22 protein-coding genes and 2 pseudogenes are annotated in these 22,837 nt (G+C 49.7%); 12 read left to right on the forward strand and 12 right to left on the reverse strand.

Annotated features, from left to right (window positions below):
- The first annotated feature begins 91 nt into the window (after positions 1-91).
- The 9 genes from GL2_RS19110 to GL2_RS19150 all read left to right on the forward strand — a co-directional run bounded on the left by GL2_RS19110 (position 92) and on the right by GL2_RS19150 (position 9,082).
- Positions 92-799, forward strand: a complete 708-nt coding sequence (locus GL2_RS19110; RefSeq protein ID WP_143732322.1) for a TVP38/TMEM64 family protein — start codon at positions 92-94, stop codon at positions 797-799.
- Complete coding sequence (locus tag GL2_RS19115; RefSeq protein WP_143732323.1) at positions 799-3,042, forward strand: hypothetical protein; 2,244 nt, start codon at positions 799-801, stop codon at positions 3,040-3,042. The genes GL2_RS19110 and GL2_RS19115 overlap by 1 nt, the downstream gene beginning before the upstream one ends.
- Entirely contained in the window at positions 3,039-4,313 is a 1,275-nt protein-coding gene (locus GL2_RS19120; protein WP_143732324.1) for a glycosyltransferase, read from the forward strand. Before GL2_RS19115 ends, GL2_RS19120 begins: the two co-directional genes overlap by 4 nt.
- Positions 4,314-4,322: 9 nt before the next feature.
- Complete coding sequence (locus GL2_RS19125) at positions 4,323-6,752, forward strand: endonuclease/exonuclease/phosphatase family protein (protein ID WP_143732325.1); 2,430 nt, start codon at positions 4,323-4,325, stop codon at positions 6,750-6,752.
- Between the two features lie 187 nt (positions 6,753-6,939).
- Positions 6,940-7,623, forward strand: coding sequence for a Bax inhibitor-1/YccA family protein (locus tag GL2_RS19130; RefSeq protein ID WP_143732326.1), 684 nt, complete (start codon positions 6,940-6,942; stop codon positions 7,621-7,623).
- 65 nt (positions 7,624-7,688) lie between these two features.
- Positions 7,689-8,081 carry a sulfurtransferase complex subunit TusD gene (gene tusD, locus GL2_RS19135; RefSeq protein ID WP_172621206.1) on the forward strand — a complete coding sequence of 131 codons (393 nt, stop codon included), beginning with the start codon at positions 7,689-7,691 and terminating at the stop codon, positions 8,079-8,081.
- Positions 8,082-8,083: 2 nt separating this feature from the next.
- A complete protein-coding gene (tusC, locus tag GL2_RS19140; protein WP_143732328.1) occupies positions 8,084-8,446 on the forward strand; it encodes a sulfurtransferase complex subunit TusC in 363 nt (120 codons plus the stop codon).
- A 1-nt stretch (position 8,447) separates the two neighbouring features.
- Positions 8,448-8,741, forward strand: a complete 294-nt coding sequence (gene tusB / locus GL2_RS19145; RefSeq protein ID WP_143732329.1) for a sulfurtransferase complex subunit TusB — start codon at positions 8,448-8,450, stop codon at positions 8,739-8,741.
- A gap of 5 nt (positions 8,742-8,746) precedes the next feature.
- A complete protein-coding gene (locus GL2_RS19150; RefSeq protein WP_143732330.1) occupies positions 8,747-9,082 on the forward strand; it encodes a TusE/DsrC/DsvC family sulfur relay protein in 336 nt (111 codons plus the stop codon).
- A 394-nt stretch (positions 9,083-9,476) separates the two neighbouring features.
- Here the strand turns inward: GL2_RS19150 and GL2_RS19155 are convergent, their stop codons facing one another.
- Positions 9,477-9,881 (reverse strand): secondary thiamine-phosphate synthase enzyme YjbQ, encoded by a 405-nt coding sequence (locus tag GL2_RS19155; protein ID WP_143732331.1) that lies wholly within the window; start codon positions 9,879-9,881, stop codon positions 9,477-9,479.
- Positions 9,882-9,935: 54 nt separating this feature from the next.
- Here GL2_RS19155 and trmA point away from each other — a divergent pair, with 54 nt between their 5' ends.
- Complete coding sequence (gene trmA / locus GL2_RS19160) at positions 9,936-11,024, forward strand: tRNA (uridine(54)-C5)-methyltransferase TrmA (protein WP_143732332.1); 1,089 nt, start codon at positions 9,936-9,938, stop codon at positions 11,022-11,024.
- 484 nt (positions 11,025-11,508) lie between these two features.
- Here the strand turns inward: trmA and GL2_RS19165 are convergent.
- The 5 genes and pseudogenes from GL2_RS19165 to GL2_RS19185 all read right to left on the reverse strand — a co-directional run bounded on the left by GL2_RS19165 (position 11,509) and on the right by GL2_RS19185 (position 16,061).
- A pseudogene (locus GL2_RS19165) lies at positions 11,509-12,669 on the reverse strand (IS3 family transposase).
- A gap of 257 nt (positions 12,670-12,926) precedes the next feature.
- Positions 12,927-13,070: a hypothetical protein gene (locus GL2_RS22050; RefSeq protein WP_232053687.1), complete on the reverse strand. Its 144-nt coding sequence runs from the start codon at positions 13,068-13,070 to the stop codon at positions 12,927-12,929.
- A gap of 265 nt (positions 13,071-13,335) precedes the next feature.
- Positions 13,336-15,093: a hypothetical protein gene (locus GL2_RS19175; protein WP_143732334.1), complete on the reverse strand. Its 1,758-nt coding sequence runs from the start codon at positions 15,091-15,093 to the stop codon at positions 13,336-13,338.
- Positions 15,094-15,293: 200 nt separating this feature from the next.
- Positions 15,294-15,572, reverse strand: coding sequence for a hypothetical protein (locus GL2_RS19180; RefSeq protein ID WP_143732335.1), 279 nt, complete (start codon positions 15,570-15,572; stop codon positions 15,294-15,296).
- Between the two features lie 153 nt (positions 15,573-15,725).
- Positions 15,726-16,061: a low molecular weight protein tyrosine phosphatase family protein gene (locus tag GL2_RS19185; RefSeq protein ID WP_143732336.1), complete on the reverse strand. Its 336-nt coding sequence runs from the start codon at positions 16,059-16,061 to the stop codon at positions 15,726-15,728.
- A 333-nt stretch (positions 16,062-16,394) separates the two neighbouring features.
- Here GL2_RS19185 and GL2_RS19195 point away from each other — a divergent pair.
- A pseudogene (locus GL2_RS19195) lies at positions 16,395-17,335 on the forward strand (IS110 family transposase).
- A gap of 41 nt (positions 17,336-17,376) precedes the next feature.
- Here GL2_RS19195 and GL2_RS19200 read toward each other — a convergent pair.
- From GL2_RS19200 to GL2_RS19215, 4 genes are all read right to left on the reverse strand, one after another.
- On the reverse strand, positions 17,377-17,793 hold the full coding sequence (locus tag GL2_RS19200; RefSeq protein ID WP_143732338.1) for a hypothetical protein: 417 nt from the start codon (positions 17,791-17,793) through the stop codon (positions 17,377-17,379).
- A gap of 553 nt (positions 17,794-18,346) precedes the next feature.
- Complete coding sequence (locus GL2_RS19205; protein ID WP_143732339.1) at positions 18,347-18,718, reverse strand: hypothetical protein; 372 nt, start codon at positions 18,716-18,718, stop codon at positions 18,347-18,349.
- 105 nt (positions 18,719-18,823) lie between these two features.
- Entirely contained in the window at positions 18,824-19,141 is a 318-nt protein-coding gene (locus tag GL2_RS19210) for a hypothetical protein (protein ID WP_143732340.1), read from the reverse strand.
- Between the two features lie 86 nt (positions 19,142-19,227).
- Positions 19,228-19,548: a hypothetical protein gene (locus tag GL2_RS19215; protein ID WP_143732341.1), complete on the reverse strand. Its 321-nt coding sequence runs from the start codon at positions 19,546-19,548 to the stop codon at positions 19,228-19,230.
- Positions 19,549-19,943: 395 nt separating this feature from the next.
- Between GL2_RS19215 and GL2_RS19220 the strand changes: the two genes are divergently transcribed.
- Positions 19,944-20,858, forward strand: coding sequence for an integron integrase (locus GL2_RS19220; protein ID WP_232053688.1), 915 nt, complete (start codon positions 19,944-19,946; stop codon positions 20,856-20,858).
- 24 nt (positions 20,859-20,882) lie between these two features.
- Here the strand turns inward: GL2_RS19220 and GL2_RS19225 are convergent, their stop codons facing one another.
- Both GL2_RS19225 and sthA read right to left on the reverse strand, forming a co-directional pair.
- A complete protein-coding gene (locus GL2_RS19225; RefSeq protein WP_143732343.1) occupies positions 20,883-21,347 on the reverse strand; it encodes a thioesterase family protein in 465 nt (154 codons plus the stop codon).
- Entirely contained in the window at positions 21,344-22,741 is a 1,398-nt protein-coding gene (gene sthA / locus GL2_RS19230; protein ID WP_143732344.1) for a Si-specific NAD(P)(+) transhydrogenase, read from the reverse strand. The genes GL2_RS19225 and sthA overlap by 4 nt, the downstream gene beginning before the upstream one ends.
- Positions 22,742-22,837 lie beyond the last annotated feature (96 nt).

Consider the following 22,837-nt stretch of genomic DNA (forward strand, 5'->3'; position numbering starts at 1 on the left):
CACAATGAAGTTTCACCTGCCGTTATCCATTGGCTAGGCTAATAACTGGCGGCAATCAAAACCGCTTGTTATTGGTTCCCCGAGCAATTCTATGGCGGCAAAGTTTCTCCCATTTGTAGTGTTTTTCATCTGCCTGATCGCCGTGGCCGGGGCACTGAGCCTGATTTTCTATTTCGACTTGGATGAACGGTTAATTGAGTTGCTGCAATGGTTAAATGACCGGGGCTGGCAAACGAGCCTTCTCTACATCCTGATTGTGGCTGCAGCGATCGTACTGCTACTTCCCGGTGTGATTTTCACCATGGGAGCCGGATTTGTTTTTGGTGTCATCAAGGGCACCATTCTGGTGGTTGCTGGTACAGTTTTAGGCGCCACCATTGCCTTTCTGATCGCCCGCTACCTGTTTGGTGAGCGGCCCTCGCGCTGGGTGATGTCCCATATCAAGCCTGCCACCATCGGAGAGGTCATCCGCAGAGAGGGCTGGCAGATGATTATGCTGACACGCCTGGTGCCACTATTTCCCTTCAAGCTCTCCAATTATTTCTTTGGGCTTACCCCGGTACGGCTGAGGGATTTTATTCTGGGAAACACACTTGGAGTGATCCCCCTCACCCTGCACAACGTCTATGTAGGTTCAATCGCCGCAGACCTCACTTCCCTCGGCAAGGTGGAAGAGCGCACAACAATTCAGTGGACGCTGTACATCATGGGCTTTGTCTTTGCAGTAATTGCCTTGATCGGCCTGACCCGGATGGCGCGGCGTGCGCTGAAACGTATCGTGAAAGAAGAGGACCTGTAATGCCCTGGATGAAATGGCTACCGTGGCGCTTCTTCGTACGCAGATTCGCCACCGCCCACGGCTTCCTCGACCCACTCACCTTAATGGCGCGTTTACAGCGTTTTGCCGAGCCTTCAGAGGTCAGTGAGCCCATTGAGCTGCTCCGCGCCGGGGCTGTTTTCCATGCTCGAGCCCTGATCAATAGCAAAGTCATCCAGCACAACCTCGACTGGGTATGGCCATATTGGATTCAGCGTCAGTTTGACCCTAGGGACAAGTCATTCATTCCTCGTGCCTTTTCAATTACCCACTGTAATCTCAGCCATCGAAACTGGACTGCTATAGGTATTCCCGATTGCGATGAGCTGCCAGTTATCGATCCGCGCGGCCTGCTCACCCCACACTATGATGGCTGGTCTATCGACGCCTGGGTGATTGGCGACTCTGGCGACGAGCTGACCCCTGCCAGCCTTGCTTATTGCGAGCAACACCAGGAGCTGGGCAACAATGTCTCAGTGGTGACCGAATCTGCGCTAAAAGGTTTGAAGCTGCGCAACCGCGCTCACGTAGAAGAACGACAGGGAAAGCCCTGCTGTGTGATGGATCTCACTGCCAGCTGCCGCGACGGCGGCTGGTTGCTGGTAGTACTCCGCCCATGTAACCCAGAAGGGGTCAGCTTTGTACACAAGGTGAGGCTTGAGGAAAGCGCCAAGCGCTGGCTGATTGAGGACCATCCAGCGGTTGAGTTCGGGCAAGCGGTGGACAAGCACCTCGCATCCGATTATCGCGGTGGGGATATCTACCTGCACCTGAAAGACGAACACGGCCGCATGTCCGGTGAGTGTGATGTCGGCATGGCGACTGCAGCAGCCATGTTTCGCGTCGAGAGACACAAACCGCTAAAGCTGGATGTCTCCATTCCCCTGGGACAGGATTTCCAGGGTAGCCAGCCCACCAAAACCTGGAAGGACAGCCTGAAGGGGCACTGCACCCTGCAGGTACCAGACAGGGACTTCCAGTTTCTATACGACTCAGCAATCCGAACCCTGATTCTTCACTCCCCCAAAGATGTATACCCAGGCCCCTATACCTATAAGCGCTTCTGGTTTCGCGATGCCGCTTTTATGATCCAGTCACTGCTATTTGCCGGCCTTACCAAGCGGGCTGAAAGGGCTCTGGAACAATTTCCCCAACGGCAGAAGCGCGATGGTTTTTTTCATTCCCAGGATGGTGAGTGGGACTCCAACGGCGAAGCTCTGTGGATTCTCGATCTCTACTGCCAGATGACCAACAAGCCTTTGAAACAGGACTGGTGCGACCCGGTACTCAAAGGTGCACGATGGATAATCGGCAAACGTCTGCCCCAGGATGGCAGCCCCTGTGCCGGACTGCTCCCCGCCGGCTTCAGCGCCGAACACCTGGGGCCCAATGACTGTTATTACTGGGATGATTTCTGGGGTGTGGCTGGGTTGCATGCAGCCGCCACTATCTGCACACGAGAGGGCATCGACGATAACGCTCACCGGTTCAATACAGCGGCCGGGGACTTCCAGCGCACAATCGACAACAGCTTGTCCCAGGCTCAGCAGAAAGTCGGCCGCGCAGCCATGCCGGCTTCTCCCAACCGCCGACTCGACGCCGGTGCAATTGGCTCTATTGCCGCCGGCTACCCACTTCAGCTCTACCCACCGGAAGACCCCAGGCTTACCGATCTGGCTGACTTCCTGATCGACAACTGTTTTGTCAACGGTGGGTTTTTCCAGGACATGATCCACTCCGGGATCAATGCCTATCTGACCCTACATATCGCCCAGGTGCTGCTAAGGGCAGGTGACAGACGCTGCCTGGACCTGATGCGCAATGTCGCGCAGCTGGCCTCCCCTACCGGTCAGTGGCCGGAGGCCATCCACCCCCACTCTTTAGGGGGCTGTATGGGCGACGGGCAGCACGCCTGGGCGGCGGCCGAATGGGTGGCTATGCAGCGCAATTGCTTTGTACGGGAAGAGCAGGATGCATTGATCCTGATATCCGGGTTACCACCAGAGTGGCTCAAAGATACTTCCGCCAAAAAACCTATTCTCTTCGGCCCAGCCCCGACCCGATTTGGGGTGATTTCCATGGAAATTACTCCTGGCACCACGCCGAAAGTATCCTGGAAAGGAGAATGGCACGGAAAGCCACCAGCCATCGCCATCAACCCCCTCGGCTTTCCTCCCACCCTGGTTGGCGATGGGGTGCATTCCGTAGAGTTGAAAAGCCCATGAATATAGTAATGCTAACCAATACTTACCTGCCCCACGTTGGTGGTGTAGCGCATTCGGTATCAGCTTTCAGCGAAGAGTACCGCAGGCATGGGCATAACGTGCTGGTGATTGCCCCAGAGTTCGCACAACAGCTCGCCCGCGAGGAGCATGTATTGCGAATTCATGCGATACAGAACTTCAACGGCAGTGATTTCTCTTTTGCTCTGCCCTTCTCTCTCGCCCTGAACGAACGGCTCGATGCCTTCAAACCGGACATCATCCACTCCCACCACCCTTTCCTGCTAGGCCTGACAGCTCTGCGAATTGCCCGCGAACGTGAGCTCCCTCTGGTTTTCACTCACCACACACTTTACGAGCACTACACCCATAATGTGATGGCCAATTCCCAGGTTATAAAGCGTTTCGCAATAGAGATCGCCACCCGCTACGCTAACCTGGCCACTCTGGTATTGGCTCCAAGCCTCAGTGTTGTGCGGCTGTTGCGAGAACGCGGCGTGCGTACGCCTATTGCAGAGGTGCCAACCGGGGTACGCATAGAGGACTACTGCGGCGGCGATGGCAGGGGTATCCGTGACCAGTTGCATATTCCCCAGTCTGCATTTGTGGTAGGCCACCTCGGCAGATTTGGTCAGGAAAAGAACCTGCCTTTCCTGTGTGAATCTGTAGCGCGTTTTATGCACGACCGGGACAATACCCACTTCCTGCTGGCGGGAAGTGGACCGCTGGAAGATGACCTGCGTGACTTCTTTACTCAGCAAGGGCTGCTGCAGCGGGTACATATGCCAGGCAAAGTGCTCGGTTCAGCACGGCGCGACATGTACAGTGCCATGGATACCTTCGTGTTCTCCTCAACAACTGAAACCCAGGGCCTGGTCCTGTCCGAGGCAATGGCCAGTGGTGTTCCTGTTATTGCACTGGAGGCCAACGGGACACGGGAAATGGTCAAAGACCGGATTAATGGCCGATTGATCACTGGCAACGATATAAATCAATTCGTATCCGCCATCCACTGGCTGCACGATACTCCTCCAGGGGGGCGCCGGGAGCTGATTCACCAGGCAGTGTGTACCGCCAGGGATTTCTCCATGAAGAGCTGTGCCCAGCGTGCACTCGACCTCTACCAGCCACTAGTGAAGAGCTATAAGCCTCCAAATAGCGCCCGCCTCTCCCAGTGGGTGCGTATGCGCAAATTAATGGGGGCGCAGTGGGAGATTATCGAAGGGCTGACAGGAGCTGCGGGGGCGGCACTCAGCCAGACACCGGAGCAGTAAACCCCAGTAATGTTAAGCCGTATTGGACTCTCCGTCAGGCGCTGGCGCCGCCGCTTCAGCCGCAGCGAGTGGATTGCATCACTGCTCGGGCTCTCTACCAGTGGGCGCCAACCCCATGCTCCCGGACTGATCCTGATTCAAATTGATGGCCTGGCCCATCCGGAATTACTCAAAGCCCTGGCCAGAGGCCGTATGCCTTTCCTGAAAAGGCTGATTCGGAAGGAACACTACCGCCTGGAGCACATGTATCCTGGAGTCCCCTCCACCACACCGGCTGTGCAAGCTGAGCTCTTCTACGGCGTGCGTCAGGCGGTACCAGCCTTCGGTTTCCTGGTCCATGAGACCCAGAAACTTGGACGAATGTATGACCCCGATGTGGCCGCATTGGTGGAAAAGAGAATCAATACCCAGCAGCGCGACCCCTTGCTGCGTGGTGGAAGTTGTTATCTCAGCCTGTTCCGCGCCGGCACCAAGACCGGCGAAGCACACTTTTGTCCAGCCGACCAGGGCTGGGGACCCGCCTTGCGCAGCGCCAGCCCGCTGACCATCTGTATCTTGTTAATTACCAATATCTGGAGCCTGATTCGTACCGGCGCCCTGATTGTGGCGGAGTTGATTCTATCCTTGGTGGACTGCGTGCGCGGGTTGATGCAGGGGCAAAACTTCATGAAGGAGCTGATGTTTATACCCACCCGGGTCGGCATTACCATCCTCACACGGGAGTTTTGCACCATGGGCGCCAAGGTGGATATCACCCGTGGCCTACCCATTATCTATGTCAATCTGCTCGGTTACGACGAACAGGCGCACCGCCGTGGACCACGTTCAGCTTTTGCCCACTGGGTGCTCAAAGGTATAGACGATGCCGTGGCGCGAATCTGGCGCGCCGCCCACGCGTCGGACCGGCGCCACTATGATGTGTGGATCTTCTCCGATCACGGACAGGAACAAACCCTGCCCTACGAAGAGCTTCATGGTCGCAGTCTCGGTGACGCCCTGTCAGAAATCCTATCGGGGCTAACGAAACCGCCAAAAATCGAGCCGGGCCAAAGTAGACGCGGCGTACAGCTGGAGCGGGCCCGCTTATTTGGCAGCGAGTGGATGGATAAGGTCGAACTGGAGCGGACTCCGGAAAAGAACGGCAGTAAAACCCCGCTGGCATTGACCGCTCTCGGCCCCCTGGCAATGCTTTACAACCTGGATATAGACGATCATAGCCGTGAAGATGTCGCACGTATGATCGTTGAAGAGGCCCATGTACCCCTGGTGCTCTACCGAGTGGACCCCAATTCGGACTCCTCTCCGGTACACGGCTGGTGGAAACACGGCCCGGTACGCCTGCCAGAGGATGGCCGCGAGTTAATGGGGGATGAGCACCCCTATCCCGACCAGGCTATCTCCGACATGATCTCCCTGTGCAGCCACCCGGATGCCGGTGACTTTATGATGTACGGCTGGTGTTCCAGCGAAGAGCAACCGCTGACATTCGCCATGGAAAACGGCAGCCACGGTGCCGCCGGACCCAATGAGACCCACGCTTTCGCCCTGATGCCAGAGGATATTCAGCCGCCGGACCCAGGCCTCGGCTATTGGCGCCCGCAGGACTTGCGCTCCGCCGCCAGGGCCTATCTTCGTGGCGCACGCCCAATGAAGCTTGATGAGCACAGGGCGCCTCAGAAAACCCTCAGAATCATGACCTACAACGTGCATAGCTGCCAAGGAATGGACGGCACCCTCTCCCCCCAGCGCATCGCCAGGGTCATAGCCCGCTATCGTCCCGATGTGGTGGCCCTGCAAGAATTGGATGTAAAGCGCAAACGCAGCGGCGGCCTGGACCAGGCGGAACGGCTGGCTCGGCTGTTGGCGATGGATGTGCACTTTCAGCCGGCGATCAACCTGAAAGAAGAACGCTACGGCGATGCAATTCTTACTCACCTGCCAGTAAAGCTGATCAAGAAAGGAATTCTGCCCGGTCCCCCAAAGGGCAAAGGCCGACTATTCAATCCCGCCGCCGATGAGCCCCGCGGTGCAGTCTGGGTGGAAATTGAGCACAATGGTAACAGGATCCAGATCATCAATACCCACCTGGGTCTTTCCCGCGCCGAACGCTTGCGCCAGGTGGATGCACTACTGGGCCCGGAATGGTTGAGCAACCCCCGCTGCAAAGGTGAACGAATCTTATTGGGTGACTTTAACGCCTTGCCAGCTTCGGCAGAGTGTAAGCGCCTTGGCGGTTACCTGCGCGATGCTCAGGAGCAAGCGCCCCGGCACATACCCAAAGGGACATTCCTAAAAGTGCGGATCGACCATATTTTTCTAAGTGCCGGCATCGGAGTAAAGAAGGTGCGGATTCCCCGTACTGCCCTCACCCGCCAAGCTTCGGATCATCTGCCACTGATTGTGGATATCGAAGTGCCTTTCCGGCCTGGACCATCTTAAAACACTTGAAAACCGGCCACGCACCCTTATTAATAGCAAGAGAGGATTCGGCTAAAACCCTGTAAAAACTGCGGTTTTTCGGATTCGAAAAGACTTATAGCCAGCACATAAAAGGGATTTCCCGACTTGATGGTCCCCACTGTGGGCTATATGATTCCGGTATCAATTAAATAGCAGGAGTCGCTAAATGCAACCGCAAGCTTATACAAATACCCGCGCACTGGACCGCTCGGAATCGGCGAAGGTGTTGCGCAATACCTATGCCCTGCTGGCTATGACTGTGCTTTTCAGTGCTGTTACTGCCGGTATTTCTATGGCCATCGGAATGGGCCGCGGCATGAGCCTGATTTGCTCCCTAGGAGCCCTGGCGCTTATCTGGTTTGTACTGCCGCGCACCGCAAACTCCAGCGCTGGCGTCGGCGTGGTTTTCGCCTTCACTGGTCTTCTGGGCGCCTCCATTGGCCCTATGCTTAACCACTATCTGGGTCTCGCCGGCGGCGGCCAGATTGTAATGCAGGCTCTGGGCACCACAGCTGTTATCTTCTTTGCGCTGTCTGCCTATGTGCTGACCACTCGTAAAGATTTCAGTTTTATGGGCGGCTTCCTTGCCGTAGGCCTGATCGCCGTGCTGGTTTGCCTGTTAGCCGTAATCGTTGCCGGGCTCTTCGGTATCCATATGCCATTGGTTAGCGTTGCCCTGAGTGGAGTTATTGCGCTACTGATGTCTGGCTTCATCCTGTATGACACCAGCCGTATTATTAATGGCGGTGAAACCAACTACCTGATGGCCACAGCTTCCCTTTACCTGAACATCTTCAACCTGTTCACCAGCCTGCTGCACATCCTTGGATTCGCATCCTCTGACGACTAAGCAACAGCTCTGCTGAACAAGATACAATGCCCCGCCAAGCGGGGCATTTTACCATTTGGCCCCCTATGAAGTTTTCACTGGCAGTTTACTCTGCACCCCACGCCTCCCAATCTGCCTCCAGTGCCCTGCGCTTTGCCAAAGCTCTGTTGGCGAAAGGTCACGAGATCTATCGGGTCTTTTTCTACTGCGATGGCGTGCAGAATGGCAATAGCATCGCCGCACCTCCCCAGGACGAATCCGACCTGACCGGAGAATGGCAAACTCTGCAACGTGAGCACAACCTGGACCTTGTAGTTTGTATTGCCGCCGCACAGAGACGCGGCGTTTTAAGCCAGCGGGAAGCGAATCGTCTGGAGAAGCCCTCTGCCAATCTCGCTGAGGGGTTTGAACTGGCCGGCCTTGGTCAATTGACCGATGCCGTAGTTAACTCCGAACGCCTGGTAACCTTTGGAGGCTAGTTATGAGTAATACAGCGCTGGCACTGTGCCGGACAGCCCCCTACGGTAGCGCACTTGCCCGTGAAGGGCTCGAAGCAGTACTCGCTTCTTGCGCAATGGAACAGGAGGTGGACCTGCTATTTCTCGGTGATGGGGTTTTCCAGTTATTGGATAACCAGTCAGCGGGGGAAATTCTGCAAAAGAATCTGCGCCGTAACCTACTGGCACTGCCCATGTTTGGTCTGGAGCAGCTATTTGTTTGCTCAAAGAGCCTGGCGGAGAGAAGAATCGCCCCCGAACAGGTCCAGGTTCCCGGCATAATCGTTAAAGTGATCGAACATCCGAGCTCTTTGATTGCCTCTTATCAATGTGTATTGAGCTTTTGATATGACATTACATGTAGTCAATAAGTCTCCATTCAGCTCCAGTGCCCTGCGTGATTGCCTGCAATGCTTCTCTGAAGGGGATGTATTGCTTTTAATTGAGGACGGCGTGTATGCCCTGCGCCATGACGCGTTACAGGCGCTACAAAATTCAGCCATTTATTGTCTTGAAGCCGATGCTGCAGCGCGAGGCCAGCAGGAATTAACAGCAATAATATCCGGTGTCAAAATGATCGACGACACCGGCTGGGTCAATCTCTGTACTGAGCACAACCCTATCGTCAGCTGGTTTAGGTAATAGCGGTGAGAACTATCGAAGTTAAGGGCCGGGAAATTCCCCTCGACAAAGAGGGCTACTTGCGTGATCTAAACGACTGGAGCCAGGATGTTGCAGAACAGCTGGCAACTGCAGAAGGCATAGAACTGACAGATGCCCATTGGGAAGTCATTGAACTACTGCAGGACTTTTATCACCAGTTTGAGTTATCTCCTGCCATGCGCCCCCTGGTGAAATTTATCGGCCAAAAGCTGGGGGCAGACAAAGGGCGTAGTATCTATTTAATGCAACTTTTCCCACCCAGCCCAGCCAGGGTCGCCAGCAAAATCGCCGGCCTGCCCAAACCCACCAACTGCCTGTAATCGGGACTGTTAACCCCATACATACAGCTTTCTTTTCCCCTTCATGAGGGGCGAGAATGTCTGCTTCAATCTAAAAGTGTGGTCGATAGGCGCAATGGGGGATATTACCTGTTACGGCATGTGCGTAATCGTAGAGTTTCCCGGGCCCCACAGGACCAAATTTCTGGAAGCGTGGAGCACCATCAGCAAAACGGGACTATCATCAGTGGCGCCGCCCTGATCGGGTTATCCAACGAACAAACTTCGATCTTTGAATTCAGCTACGACGTAGGGGGCCAGTGATATGGACTGCAACATACTAAGGGAAGATATCCTTAATCAGATTGGAAAAACCGCCCTATGCTCCTGAAAGTACAATTAGCTGACCACAGAGCAAGGAAGAGCCCACGTTCCATCAAACATGCAATATAACCCGCCGCTCCCCGTGATGATGGCGATGTTCCCAAAGGTAGATACCTTGCCAGGTTCCCAGCATCAAGCGGCCCCCCAGCACTGGGATTGAAAGGCTGGTTGCGGTCAACGCAGACTTGATATGGGCCGGCATATCATCTGGTCCTTCCAGGGTGTGGGTGTAGAGGCGGTCATCCTCAGGCACCAGCCGATTCAGCCATTGCTCTAGGTCTTTCCGCGCGCTTGGGTCCGCATTCTCCTGAATCAGCAGGCTTGCTGAAGTATGCTGGATAAATAGCGTACAAAGCGCCTCGTCCACACCTTGATTGGAGACCCAGTCAGTCACCTGATTGGTAAACTCCTGCAGCCCCTGCCCTCGTACTCTGATTGCTATCTCGCCTATTGCCATACGGATTCCTATATAATTCACGCCCGCTCCATCATTGAGACTACCGTATTCTATATGGCACTGTACCGCGTTAACACCGACGACTATCAAGATCAGCTGCACAAGAAGGCCCAGCGCCTGAGCGAAGCTTACCGGGAATTTACCCACCTGGAGCCAGAGTTGTTCCCTTCCCCTCCCATCCACTATCGGCTGCGTGCCGAGTTCAAAGTCTGGCATGAGGGAGGTGTAGCCCACTACGCCATGTACCGCCAAGGCGAGCACAAGAAGCCATTTATCATAGACGAATTTACCGTTGGTTCAGAGCTGATGAATACGCTGATGCCAAAGGTACTGGAAACCGTAAACGGCAGTGAAGTACTGCGCAAACGTCTTTTCTCCGCCGAGTTTCTCACTACTTTGAGTGGTGATGCCCTTATCACCCTGATCTACCACAAGAGACTTGACGAAATATGGGAACAGGAAGCCCGCGCCCTTCAGAATAAGCTGGGATTTCCCATCCTGGGCCGATCCCGCAAGCAAAAGGTGGTGTTAGAGCGAGACTATGTCACCGAACAATTTGAGATCGACGGCAAGCAATATCAATACAAACAGGTTGAAGGCAGCTTTACCCAGCCCAACGGTGAAATCTGCCGCTCCATGATCCATTGGGCCAAAAGCGCTTGCGGAAAAATGAATAGTGACCTACTGGAGCTGTATTGCGGAAATGGTAACTTAACCATTCCACTGAGTGAGAATTTTCAAAAGGTACTGGCTACCGAAATTTCAAAAGTCTCAGTAAACTCCGCCCAGGAGAATATCCGTACAAATGGTGTGAGTAACCTGAATATTGTGCGCTTATCCAGCGAAGAATTTACCCAGGCTATCGATAAAGTCCGCCCCTTCCGCCGTCTCGCCGAAATTGACCTGGATAGCTATAGCTTCGACACTGTACTGGTAGACCCGCCTCGCGCCGGCCTGGACCAAGACACTTGTACAATGGTTGCCCGCTTTCCTAGAATACTTTATATCTCCTGCAATCCAGAAACACAGTTGGAAAACCTAAGGCTACTGAGCAAGACTCATCGTATCGACCGCTTTGCCCTATTCGATCAGTTCCCCTACACGGATCACACCGAAACCGGTCTACTACTGGTACGCAGGTAAACCGCCTACTTCCAGTGCTCTATTACTCCACATTGCAAACCAGCCATTCTGCGAGCTAGCTAATAGCTCGCTCATCGTTTCTACTCCATATACATCAGAAATTTCTATAGATTTTCACACTCAACCTCTTTTCAGAGGCTCTCTTTATCACACCCACTCGATCTCGTTTCCAAATAGACATCAAAACTAAATCTGTACTCGCAACGTCAATATAGAACATCTACTACAGGAAAATTTCTCAATCCATTTAGAATTTACAATAAATAGCACTCATAGGTCTTTTCCGAAAACCCGAAATTTACTTTAGACGCTAACAATTATATCCATGGTGACACTTTAAGATGGACAAAAGATCTGGAAAGAACTGCACGTAATTTGAATTTGACTTGATAGAGCATCTTCTAAAATACTAGTAACTGTTAGATCAAGTCTGAACTACTTCATTTCATCGCATTGATCCTACCCATCAACAACGGACACACCACTAAGCGACTAGTTGTTCCTCAAACGCCTCAGGGCTGAGATAGCCATTGGCGCTGTGTAGGCGATTTCGATTGTAGTCTATCTCTATATACTCAAATACGGTTTCTCTCATGAGGCGCCTTGCGGGAAAGCGGTTACCATGGATTGCTTCTACTTTAAGTGAGTGGAAGAATGTTTCTGCACAAGCGTTATCATAGCAATTACCTTTGGCGCTCATGCTGCACCGCAGATCATACGCTGTAATTAAAGATTGATAATCTTTAGAGCAATACTGGCTTCCCCTGTCTGTATGCACGATAACATTCGTAGGTTTCTTACGTCGCCATAAAGCCATTTGAAGGGCGTCACAGACCAACGTAGCCATCATCGTTTCCGACATCGCCCAACCAATAACCAGCCGACTATATAGGTCTATCTCTACAGCTAGATATAACCAACCTTCTTCTGTTCGTAGGTAGGTAATATCCCCGGCCCATTTCTGATTCGGCGCTTCAGCATTGAAGTTCTGCTCGAGCAGATTTGGGGCCACTGGTAGACCATGTTTTGAGTAGGTTGTGGCTTTATATCTCCTGGCTGCTTTAGCCCGTAGGCCCCTGTCGACGCATGCTGGCAGCAATTGTTTTTTGATTATATTTACTCCCCTCACTGGCCAACTCTTTCGTCAGACGAGGGGCGCCACTACGTTCTTTGCTGGCTATAAAGCGCTGCTGTACCAAGCTATCAAGCTGCATTCGGTACTGCTGCTTGGATTTGTCAGCCGATCTTGACACCCAGTTATAAAAGCCACTGCGAGATACGCCCAACACCTTGGTCATCGCTTTGATACTGAATTCATACCTGTGCTTTTGCATGAAGGCGTACCTCATTTCAGGCTCTTTGCAAAGTACGCTGCGGCCTTTTTTAAGATCGCCAGCTCCTCTGCCTGCTCAGCCAGCTGCCGCTTAAGTCGAGCATTTTCTGTGGCCAGCTCTCTCTCGGCATCCCCTCGGCTCTGATGTAACTTAGCCTTACTTCGCCATCAGTAAATCTGGGAAGGATGCAACCCAAGCTGTTTAGCGGCAACGCTTACCCCGACCTTGAGCGCCAGTGCCAGGGCATCTTTTCTATACTCATCTGAGTATTGTTTACGAGTGGTTTTGGTTGGTTTACTTGATCTTGTCATAGGGCACCTCTGCTGCGTAGTTTATCGCTTAAGAGAGTGTCCGTCGTTGGTGGGTAGGATCAGTACTCTATGCCCCCCCCAATTCTCTTCGAATCCAAATCCAAGTGCAATGACGAGCGTGCTAACCCACAGTAGGCAAACCACAATCAAGTGAATAGCTGTCAATACCACTATTTTACTTTTACTCACGGCTCACTTCTCAAACAAAACGCTGTCCCGCGGAGGGCCACAGGCCCGGAGCAAATTGCCCGGCTTTGTTATACGCTACCCTCGCTCTCAACTACGAGTACGCGCACCTCACCCCGCGGGTGAGGGACATGTTCCGTACCTACTGAAGCAAAGAATATGTCTCCAACTTCTAATACGGCTACTTCTTCAGCTCCATTCACGCGATAGTGCATATCTACTACACCATCTAAAACTACGAAGACCTCCTCTCCGTTGTTTATGTGCCATTTGTATGGCTTATCGGTCCAATGTAGCTTGGTAGTAATTCCTTGCATATTTGCAATTTGTTTTGATCCCCAAGCGCGATCGGCAGTGAAACTGCCTACTTTTTACGACTTCCATTTTTTGGCTACTTACTTGGCATTCAAAGTATTATTGCGAATAACGCCGCGTTCACCGGCTTGTCCGGTGTAACGTTTTGTTATCTTTTAAGCATAATTATTGGTTTTTAACGACTTCAATTATCTGCTTCATGGCAGGATCTTCACCCGAAAAGTAGCTCGCGGATGACAGAGATACAGGTAAATGCGGAGCAATCCATATACGATGATCTTCAGCCTTCGAAGCTTGATGATACTGAGAAGAAATTATTCCCCAAACACCACTGTATGGAAGCTTAAACCAACCGGCTTCACCAAGATGGTTCGGCCTGCTCCCACTGGGTTCGCCGACTATGATCGCATCTGTCAGCCGGTTGATATCTGCCAGTAATAAATGTGCGGCTGAAAATGTATTGCGACCAACTATAACGAACAACTTGTTATCTGTATCTTGCTCTACAAAGTGAATTAAAGCTCTTGTGAGAGGAGGAGTAATAGATCCATTTCCTCCACTATTATGTCGTAAATCCAGAATTACATTTTTTATATTGCTTTTCTTAATATTTTGGCGAACTTCGCCACTAAACTCGAAAAGAGATTGCGATTTGCTCTGGGTAACGGCATTTAGCTGTATGTAAAAATAATTATCTTCTCTGTTTTCAAAATACCAGTAATTTTCACTAATCCTTGTCAGATATTCTGGATTATCAGCATTTTCAAGCTCCGGCAATCTCGGAAAACCGCCAAAGCTAAATGGCTCTCCCGAAAACATTACTTTTTCCTCTTCGCCGTTCTCATCAACTAAAGAAAAAGCAATACCTTTGGTGTCCTTCACTACATCTAACCCCTTGAGGACTTCGGGGATAGCTAGATAGTAAGGTCCTAGCCAATATTGTTGCATTTCATTATCTCTGGCATTAATCCTCTCAATCCGCTCCATTACTTGTTCAACAGGAATATTTGCCACTGAAATGACTTTTCGGCCAATTAAATGCCTATAGCGATCGCTAGCTCTAACAATGTAAATACCATCGTTAAACCAGTAGAACTGTACCGGTAGGCGAGTAAAAGCGCCTTTCAGGGAGTTGGTCGGCACAATAAAGTTATGCCCATTACCCACGCTAGCTAGCAGATCCATAAATTGAAATACGATTTGCTCATCGCTTAATTTCGGGATTTTTTCGACGATTAATTTTGCTTTTAATTCGAGCTCCTCGACAAAAACACTATGGTATGGGTCAACGTGAAGACGTTTTATTTCACTTAATAAGAATTGTAAATCATTAGCCCAGGCATCGTTTCTTGATAAATCCGGAGCGAGGAATTCACCTGAAAGCTTCTGAAAGTGTACATCACCAGAAATATTCTCAAATTTGGCGTTGTTAATAAGAGACTTTCTGTCGTCCCACCTAAATTCAAGTGATTTTTGAATCCATGCTAGTGCTTCAGCCTTATTTCCGATAGCGGAATAGGATTGAGCAATTTTGATCATTATATCGTTTGATGGAGATGATGCTGACTTTATCCCTGACATTATTGTGCCAATCTTAAGCGTTTTCTCCAATGCCGGTATCGCCTTTTGATATTGTTCAGCTTGCAAGTACCCATGACCTAATAAAAACCAAGTATCTCCATCGTCCTGATACTGCATCGTCAGTTGCTCTAGCAATGGGATGGCTTTGTCCCACTCACTATTTTTTGCGTAGTCTACGGCTTTGGTTCTCACTGCCCAATACTCAGCACCATTATTCGGAAAATCGATTGAAGCCTTATGGCCAATCGCTTCATTGGTCATGAGATTTGAGTTAGATGCGGACAATACTGGTGCTATTATGCAGGCAAAGCTTAGAACAGTCGTTAATAATATTTTTTTCATCAAGCTAAAACCTAAGTCAGTATTCTGTAGAGAAAGATAACGTTGCAATAACCGGCGGCCGGAGCTGTTTATGCGTGAAGCGCATAGCGTTGGCGGTCCGGCGCGCGTCTTGTGCGCGCGTAGTTCATTGACTTGTTAAATTTCATTGGTTGCTATAACTACGTTTTTTGGCTGATTGTACTCTGTAATATAACCTGAACTTACTTTTTTACCACGATATAAGAAATCACAGAGCACCCGCCAGATTTGGTGTGAGCCCATGTATAGGAGCCCATTTGCTTATAGGTGCCACCGGCTTCATACCCGCCGTGGCTCAGCACTAGCACTCCATACTGATCTGATGGATTGACAGAGCCATTAATCTCTTTTGCCAACTCATTGCTTGGCCAGATGTCGTCGCCAATACAACTGGCTTCGACTCCGGAAACCGGGGTGCCGGCCTTATCCATGAATGTGATTTGGTATTGCCTTCCGGGCATTCCCCCGTCCCACGTAACGGTTGTTACGCAACCGGCTAAAAAAATACCTATGAGCAGAGTGAGTATCTTCATGGTTGTAGAATTTAACGCCCGCAGCACAGGCGGAGCGTCAGCGACGTCCAGCTAGCTTGCTGGCGATTGTGCCTGCGTTTGTTATGCATTTTTCTGAAGACGAACATGGACAGAGACTTTATCTTCCAAAATACGGATGAGCACTGGGTCCATCCGATCATAGTTATCAGGTATTGCCAGGCAAACTAACTTCTTACCCTTTAGTAAATCCTTAAACTTTTTCATTACCTTATTGCGGTGAGACTTCTCCATAACGAAGATTATGTCAGCCCACTCAATAAGATCGCCGCTAATAGTTGTTTCTGCATCTTTATTTGTGCCGCAACCAATAGCATTGATGCCATCATACTGAGAAAAGACTTCTTCTCCAGTTGGGCTTCTCAATCTATTCTCGCTGCAAACGAATAGCAAATTCATTGAACCTTACCCATTGGTGCATAACGCCGCTAGCAACGGCCGGAGTGGAGGCGCGAAGCGCCGGAATGAAGGTCCAGCCCACGTAGTGGGCGAGGTTGCCTAGCTTTGTATGGTTGTTCTTGTCCGATTCTGATGTTGAAAATCCTTTTCGCTAACGGGTAAATTGAGACCCACGTTCGGCGGCCACCGAAGGCCTTGTTTATCACAGTTCGTTGCATTGCCGGCTCATAAAAGACCGATAACAAGTAGGAACGTGACAGACACTCACTAGGCATAACTCGAATAGTCATGTGGGCCTCGAGCCCGAATAGCAAGGCGGAGATAGCTTATCTTATGGAACCTCAAGAGATCAATGTCGGTATCGATACTAGCAGCAAACAGCTCGATATTTCTGTGAGACCAACTGGCCAATTCTTTAGTGTTACCAATGATAAAGATGGTATTAAGGACGCCATTAAACGACTGCAACCCCTTAAACCCAAAAGGGTACTTATCGAGTCCACAGGAAGGCTTGAACTGGAGTTTGTCTGTGCTGCCCACAAAGCGGGATTGCCGATAGTTGTTTGCAATCCTTCGCAGGTAAGAAACTTTGCAAAGTCAGCGGGGCGACTCGCCAAAACTGACAAGCTGGATGCTGTCGACATTGCTCACTTTGGGGAGGCAATGAAGCCGAGGCTATCGTCGATAAAACCTGAAAAATTAAGGAATATCAGTGATTTACTGGTTGTAAGAAGCCAGTGCTTGGAGATGAGCACCATGCAAAAGAACCGTCTCAAGCGAATGCCTAAATCTGTACACAAACCTATTCAATCCATATTGAAAGCCATCAAAAAAGAGTTAGAGGTAATCGACAAGCAACTGGATAAACTCGTCAACAGTATTGCCGAGTGGCGACAAAAACGCGATCTATTGTTAAGCGCTAAAGGAGTCGGGAATGTGTTGGCCTACACCCTGATGAGCGAACTACCTGAATTGGGAAACTGAACCGAAAAGAGATTGCTGCACTCGTTGGTATCGCCCCAATGAACCGAGATAGCGGCAGCTTCCAGGGCAAGAGATATATTCGAGGCGGAAGGCATCGCGTACGCACAGTTCTGTTTGTTTCCATCATGTCGGCCATCCAGTGCCATCCTAAATTAAAGCCAATGTATAAACGCTTAGTCGACGCTGGCAAGCCTAAGAAAGTGGCCCTCATTGCATGTATGAGAAAGCAACTTACCATTCTGAATACGATGGTGAAAAACAACACATACTGGGATGAAAATATGGCTTAAAAGCTTGACGAAGAACCATAGTCACTTGTTATGAGCACCTCTCACTGCGACACAATTCCATTGACCGAACTGATTGAGATTGATTGCTTACAGCCAGGGGACATACCCTCTGAACAGCAGTACTGAACAGTTACCGCCATGTCATAACCCGATGCTGGCATATGAAGCAAAACGCTGGGTTGCTCACTACCAACTTTATAATCCATAGAAGAGCCTGAAATTTCGTTTTTGCCGAGTAATAGATAGGTTTGAACTCGACCCGCTAAGCAATTTCCGAGCTTATTAGCAAACTCAAGCTGATATAGAGAAGTATCAGCGCTTCCAGAATCTATTTTTGCCAACTTAACAGACAGTGACTCAGCGTTTTCCCGTGTTACTTCAGTATTTTCAGGTAGACCATCGGCCATAGATCCACCACAAAACACTAAAAACGAAGATTTTAAAATGTTCTTAAACATAGCTCGTTTAGCTCATAACGCCTGCCGCACAGGCGAGCGACTTGTTGCGAGTCCAGCGCACGAAGTACTTGATTGTGCCGGCATTTGTTATGGCAGTCACCTCTCGGATTTTAAGGCCCAATAAATGTGTTTATCTATTGCAGTAGAAAAGCCAGACTTAGAATCATCAGAAGATGTTAATTTATCCCGCCACTTTTGGAGCAGACTTTCACTGACAAAAAATATGGAAATGATCTTGACAGAAATCAAGAAAGATATATATCCGGCAAGAAATGAGGTGATAAAAAGGCTAAATTCAATAATTTCCTGTTTAGAGCTTCTTGGAGTACAGTTTGAAATTTCCAATACTAGCGGAGTTACGTATTCTCCGGTAAGAAACACGCTAGAAAGCACGCAGATTAGGAATATGGGAAAGAGCAATACTAACATATGATTTTTCTATCGACTTTTTTCATGCCTACCTATTCTCCGGCTACGGCCATAACGCCGCCAACACAGGCGAGCAACTTGTTGCGAGTCCAGCGCATGTAATGCGCAATTGTGCTTGGCTTTGTTATGTTTTTTCATTTAGGAAACTATCCAAATAAGGCGCTATAACAAGATCAAGTTTATCTAATTCTGATTTAGGGAGGTGCTTCGCATAGCCTGTTTTCGCTATGCCGCCATTTACCCCCAGCTCTCGAAAAACTTCTTTTACTATATCTTCTTTGGAGAAGCCTCTAGACAGTATATTTAATCGACTAGAATATGAGCTATGTATAACTGGACGATCAAATCGAGAATTTTGGAAAATCTCCGCGCTAAATATTACTTGATCTACCAAACTAGTCCATTTTTTAGGAACTAGGGTGAAGATTCTCTTTATGTCTTTTTTCGAAAGAGAGTGTGGCGGATCATTATTAAGCTTTGCGAAGATAATCTTCATCTTGAACCCTTAGAAACATAACGCTCGCCACACGGGCGAGCAACACAGTTGCGAGTCCAGCCCGCTTGCGGGCGTGTGTGCTGGCGCTGGTTATGCGCGCATAGATTAAAGCTGCTCAACACGCTTTGCCCAAAATGTTACAGAACCATAGTTTGATTCAAAGTCCCCAACATACACGTTAATGCCATCAAGTTGGTGAGAAGACACATCCTCTATGAACATTCCGCCCGTAGAGTATGGAAATCCCTTCTCAATCTCCAAGTCTTGAGGAGCCCAGAATCTTAACTTTCTAAGGTCCCCATCTTTCTCCATGTGGAGATCGATATATGACCTGCTTATATCGCTTGAATTTACCTGATATGAAAAGAATGTGATGTCATATAGGTGTGGAGACTCAATTATTTTGTGATAAATGCGATCCATGTCATTCCTACGCATAACGCCTAAAGCAGCGGCGCGCGTTAGCGCGTCCAGCCCGAAGGGCGATGCTGCCTTTACTTGTTAAGTGATTACGGATTTGAGACATTATTTAAACGCTCAAATATTTCCGAGAAATATTTTTCAATATCTGAACCTACCAACACTTCAGGGATTTCACCCCTATTAATATACTCCGCTGCATTGATAGTTCTTATCGTGTTGTCACCGGTAAGATGCCCACTAATATGTGACATCAGCATTCCGATACGTGCTACATTTTTATGTTCTTCCTCCAGGCGGATTTTATATCCATCCGAAAGCTTTCCGCTGGCCCATTCAATTGCACCATCGTCGTGTTTGCACGAGTTCCAAATATATTCAATTAGTTCTTTTTTGGTAACTAGTTTCAATGGATTACTCACTTAACATTTATATAGTGATCACCATGACCACTATTATCCTGATTACTATTTCAGAAGCAATTCCACGTCAGAACCTCTTGAATCATCTCAAAATCATACACTTACACAAACTTGATACGAAGGTACAATATGGAAAAACGGTCACTGCGACCACTATCCCGGAATATACTACTTTGCGTAACTCATTGTATTTAATGATTTTTCTGGCATATTTGCAAAACTTTTCAAAATAACGGTCACGATGACCGAAATTCCAACTCGCATTTGGTCACATTTCCTGCAAGACTGTATATATAACCAGATTTGGGCATGTTAAAATGGATGACATTCCTATACCAATTCCCAAAAGTTCCTCGCGATTTATGGATCGATTGAGAACTTTTATGCGTTCAAAGTATTTGGCATACAAAACCGAGCAAACCTATTGCTATTGGGTTAAGGACTTTATTCGCTTTAATCAGATGCGTCATCCAGAAGTATTGGGTAAAGCTGAAGTGGATAATTGGCTCAGTCATTTGGCAATCAATCGATCCGTGTCAATCAATACCCAGAAAACGGCTTTGAATGCGGTAGTATTTTTATACAAGCAGTTTATGGGCCTTGAGCTGGGTGAACTCAAATTTGACAGTAGCCACCGCCCCAGGCAGCTGCCGGTAGTTTTCAGCCATAGGGAGGCTACAGACATTTTGGGGCAGCTTACTGGCCCGGCAAAGCTTGCCGTATCTTTGATGTATGGTTCCGGTCTCAGGGTGATGGAAGCGGTACGGCTTCGAGTTAAGGATGTTGATTTTGCGGAACAGTGCTTATTCGTACGTGAGGCCAAAGGTGAAAAGTCGAGGAGAACCCTGCTACCTAAAACTCTTATTGAGCCTCTAAAGGCCCAAATTCACTATGCTCTCTCGCTCCACCAACAAGATCTTAATGAGGGGCACGGGGAAGTCTATCTTCCCTTCGCCTTGGCCAAAAAATTCCCGAAGGCTGCAGCCAGCCCTGTCTGGCAATATATATTTCCGGCCAGGGAGCGCTCTCGTGATCCTCGCAGCGATACCATACGAAGACATCACATTGGGGAACAACAGATAAGGCGAGCAGTTGGCAGGGCTATTTCAAACTTAGGAATATGGAAAAAAGCCAGCTGCCACACCTTTCGCCATTCTTTTGCTACTAACCTACTGCGATCAGGCGCGGACATTCGCAATATCCAAGAGCTGCTTGGCCACAACGACATAAGTACCACGATGATCTACACTCACGTTGTCGGCATACATGAGCGTGGACTTACCAGCCCTTTGGATTAGGCCGGTATATAGTATTTCCACCGTCTAATAAAGAAAAGTCGCTGTACCGGTTGCGATTAACTCTTCCTTATCATTGCTCAGCTCCATACGCGCAACAACCAGCTTGTTACCAGTACGCAGAATAGAGCCCTCACAGAGAAAGTGCTCTCCCCTGCCCGGCTTCAGGTAATCCACACGCATATCTACGGTGCCAAGTTTGGATAGACGATCAGCTTTTTCTTTCCAGTGTACGTCGCCCATTCGCTGGTAGGCAGCAACCATAGCGGTAAGGCCACCGACAGTATCCAGGGCTGTAGCGATTACGCCACCATGTAGGATATTTTTCCAGACATTACCAATCAGCTCTGGGCGCAGATCAAATCCTGCTGAAAGGGTCAGCGCCTCCAAGTCCAGGGAGCGCATTTCAAGTCCGATTTGTTGGTTAAAAGGGATCTTTTCAAAGAACCCTTTTACCAGCTCCTGAAACTCACTAGGTGAGGGTTCTGTCATAAGCGTGCAACCCGGTTGAGTCCATCCAATGCGGCACTCCGGTAAGCCTCTGCCATGGTGGGATAGTTAAAAGTGGTGTTGACGAAATAATCAATCGAGTTGTTTGGAGCTGGCTGCTTCATAATGGCTTGGCCAATATGCACAATTTCAGCGGCTTCAGCACCAAAGCAGTGAATACCCAGGATTTCACGGGTTTCAATGTGGAACAGGATCTTGAGCATACCCACTCGTTCACCGGAGATCTGCGCGCGTGCGGTGTGCTTGAAGAGCGCACGACCCACCTCATAAGGCACTTTGGCCGCGGTCAGCTCGGATTCGGTCTTACCGACCGAGGAAATTTCTGGGAGAGTATAAATACCTGTGGGTGCATCTTCGATTACACGGTGGCCACGCCCTGCAATAGCAGCCGCAACAGCACGCCCCTGATCATAAGAAGCACTGGCGAGGCTTGGCCAGCCTATCACATCCCCTACCGCATAAATATTTTCCACTTCAGTACAGTAGTGGTCATCCACGCTTAGCTGGCCGCGATGGTTAGCTTCCAGGCCGACATTATCCAGGCCCAGAGAGCTGGTGTTACCAGTACGGCCGTTACACCAGAGCAATGCATCGGCATGTATACGCTTACCGGACTGCATCTCCATAATCACGCCCTGCTCGTTGGGCAGTACTTGAGCATATTCTTCCTGGTGGCGAACGGTGACACCCATATCACGCAGGTGGTAGCTCAGTGCGTCTGAGATTTCATCATCCAGAAATTCCAGCAAACTGCTCCGGGTATTTATAAGGTCAACCTTCACACCCAAGCCGGCAAAAATTGAAGCATATTCACAGCCGATCACTCCCGCCCCGTAAATCATGATGGAGTGCGGGGTATGCTGCATGTCTAAAATCATATCGCTATCGTAGACACGCTCGTGATCAAAATTCACATCGGCCGGGCGATACGGACGGGAGCCGGTAGCAATAATAAACTTCTTCGCGGTGACAATTTCTGTGGCGCCATCCGGTAATTGCACTTCCACACTGTTGGCATCGCGAAACCTGGCTTCGCCAACAATCAACTCAACTCGGTTGCGCGCATAAAAAGAAGTGTGCATTTCCACCTGGTAGGAAATGACCTTGTTAACTGTCTGCATCACCTGCGGAAAAGTAAGGCGGCGGGGTTCACCCAGAGCTCGAAATACACTTTGGGTGTTGTAACGCATCAGTTGTTTGACGGAGTGGCGCAATGCCTTGGAAGGAATGGTGCCTTTGTGGGTACAGTTGCCACCAACTACCTGGCGCTTTTCAATAACTGCAGCGCGCATGCCTTTTTTAGCAGCACTCATCGCGGCGGCTTCACCTGCCGGGCCCGAACCAATTACTACCAGGTCAAACTTTTGCTCTGCCATCAAATGCTCTAATTCTGTTATCCAAAAAAAGCGAGCTACGCAATAACGTCACCCACTTAACACTCAATTTACGGTTATCAGCACAGCTTGTGCCAA

Origin of the sequence: Microbulbifer sp. GL-2 (genome assembly GCF_007183175.1) — a bacterium.
Taxonomy (GTDB): Bacteria; Pseudomonadota; Gammaproteobacteria; order Pseudomonadales; family Cellvibrionaceae; genus Microbulbifer.

What these genes read in the sequence shown, in the direction of transcription:
- GL2_RS19115 (WP_143732323.1), top strand. Translation starts at nt 799, where the DNA reads ATGCCCTGGATGAAATGGCTACCGTGGCGCTTCTTCGTACGCAGATTC.
- GL2_RS19225 (WP_143732343.1), bottom strand. Translation starts at nt 21,347, where the DNA reads ATGACAGAACCCTCACCTAGTGAGTTTCAGGAGCTGGTAAAAGGGTTC.
- sthA (WP_143732344.1), bottom strand. Translation starts at nt 22,741, where the DNA reads ATGGCAGAGCAAAAGTTTGACCTGGTAGTAATTGGTTCGGGCCCGGCA.
- GL2_RS22050 (WP_232053687.1), bottom strand. Translation starts at nt 13,070, where the DNA reads ATGCACTATCGCGTGAATGGAGCTGAAGAAGTAGCCGTATTAGAAGTT.
- GL2_RS19210 (WP_143732340.1), bottom strand. Translation starts at nt 19,141, where the DNA reads ATGGATCGCATTTATCACAAAATAATTGAGTCTCCACACCTATATGAC.
- GL2_RS19125 (WP_143732325.1), top strand. Translation starts at nt 4,323, where the DNA reads ATGTTAAGCCGTATTGGACTCTCCGTCAGGCGCTGGCGCCGCCGCTTC.
- tusD (WP_172621206.1), top strand. Translation starts at nt 7,689, where the DNA reads ATGAAGTTTTCACTGGCAGTTTACTCTGCACCCCACGCCTCCCAATCT.
- GL2_RS19200 (WP_143732338.1), bottom strand. Translation starts at nt 17,793, where the DNA reads ATGTTTAAGAACATTTTAAAATCTTCGTTTTTAGTGTTTTGTGGTGGA.
- GL2_RS19175 (WP_143732334.1), bottom strand. Translation starts at nt 15,093, where the DNA reads ATGAAAAAAATATTATTAACGACTGTTCTAAGCTTTGCCTGCATAATA.
- GL2_RS19155 (WP_143732331.1), bottom strand. Translation starts at nt 9,881, where the DNA reads ATGGCAATAGGCGAGATAGCAATCAGAGTACGAGGGCAGGGGCTGCAG.
- GL2_RS19130 (WP_143732326.1), top strand. Translation starts at nt 6,940, where the DNA reads ATGCAACCGCAAGCTTATACAAATACCCGCGCACTGGACCGCTCGGAA.
- tusC (WP_143732328.1), top strand. Translation starts at nt 8,084, where the DNA reads ATGAGTAATACAGCGCTGGCACTGTGCCGGACAGCCCCCTACGGTAGC.
- tusB (WP_143732329.1), top strand. Translation starts at nt 8,448, where the DNA reads ATGACATTACATGTAGTCAATAAGTCTCCATTCAGCTCCAGTGCCCTG.
- GL2_RS19185 (WP_143732336.1), bottom strand. Translation starts at nt 16,061, where the DNA reads ATGAATTTGCTATTCGTTTGCAGCGAGAATAGATTGAGAAGCCCAACT.
- GL2_RS19120 (WP_143732324.1), top strand. Translation starts at nt 3,039, where the DNA reads ATGAATATAGTAATGCTAACCAATACTTACCTGCCCCACGTTGGTGGT.
- GL2_RS19180 (WP_143732335.1), bottom strand. Translation starts at nt 15,572, where the DNA reads ATGCCCGGAAGGCAATACCAAATCACATTCATGGATAAGGCCGGCACC.
- trmA (WP_143732332.1), top strand. Translation starts at nt 9,936, where the DNA reads ATGGCACTGTACCGCGTTAACACCGACGACTATCAAGATCAGCTGCAC.
- GL2_RS19110 (WP_143732322.1), top strand. Translation starts at nt 92, where the DNA reads ATGGCGGCAAAGTTTCTCCCATTTGTAGTGTTTTTCATCTGCCTGATC.
- GL2_RS19220 (WP_232053688.1), top strand. Translation starts at nt 19,944, where the DNA reads ATGCGTTCAAAGTATTTGGCATACAAAACCGAGCAAACCTATTGCTAT.
- GL2_RS19205 (WP_143732339.1), bottom strand. Translation starts at nt 18,718, where the DNA reads ATGAAGATTATCTTCGCAAAGCTTAATAATGATCCGCCACACTCTCTT.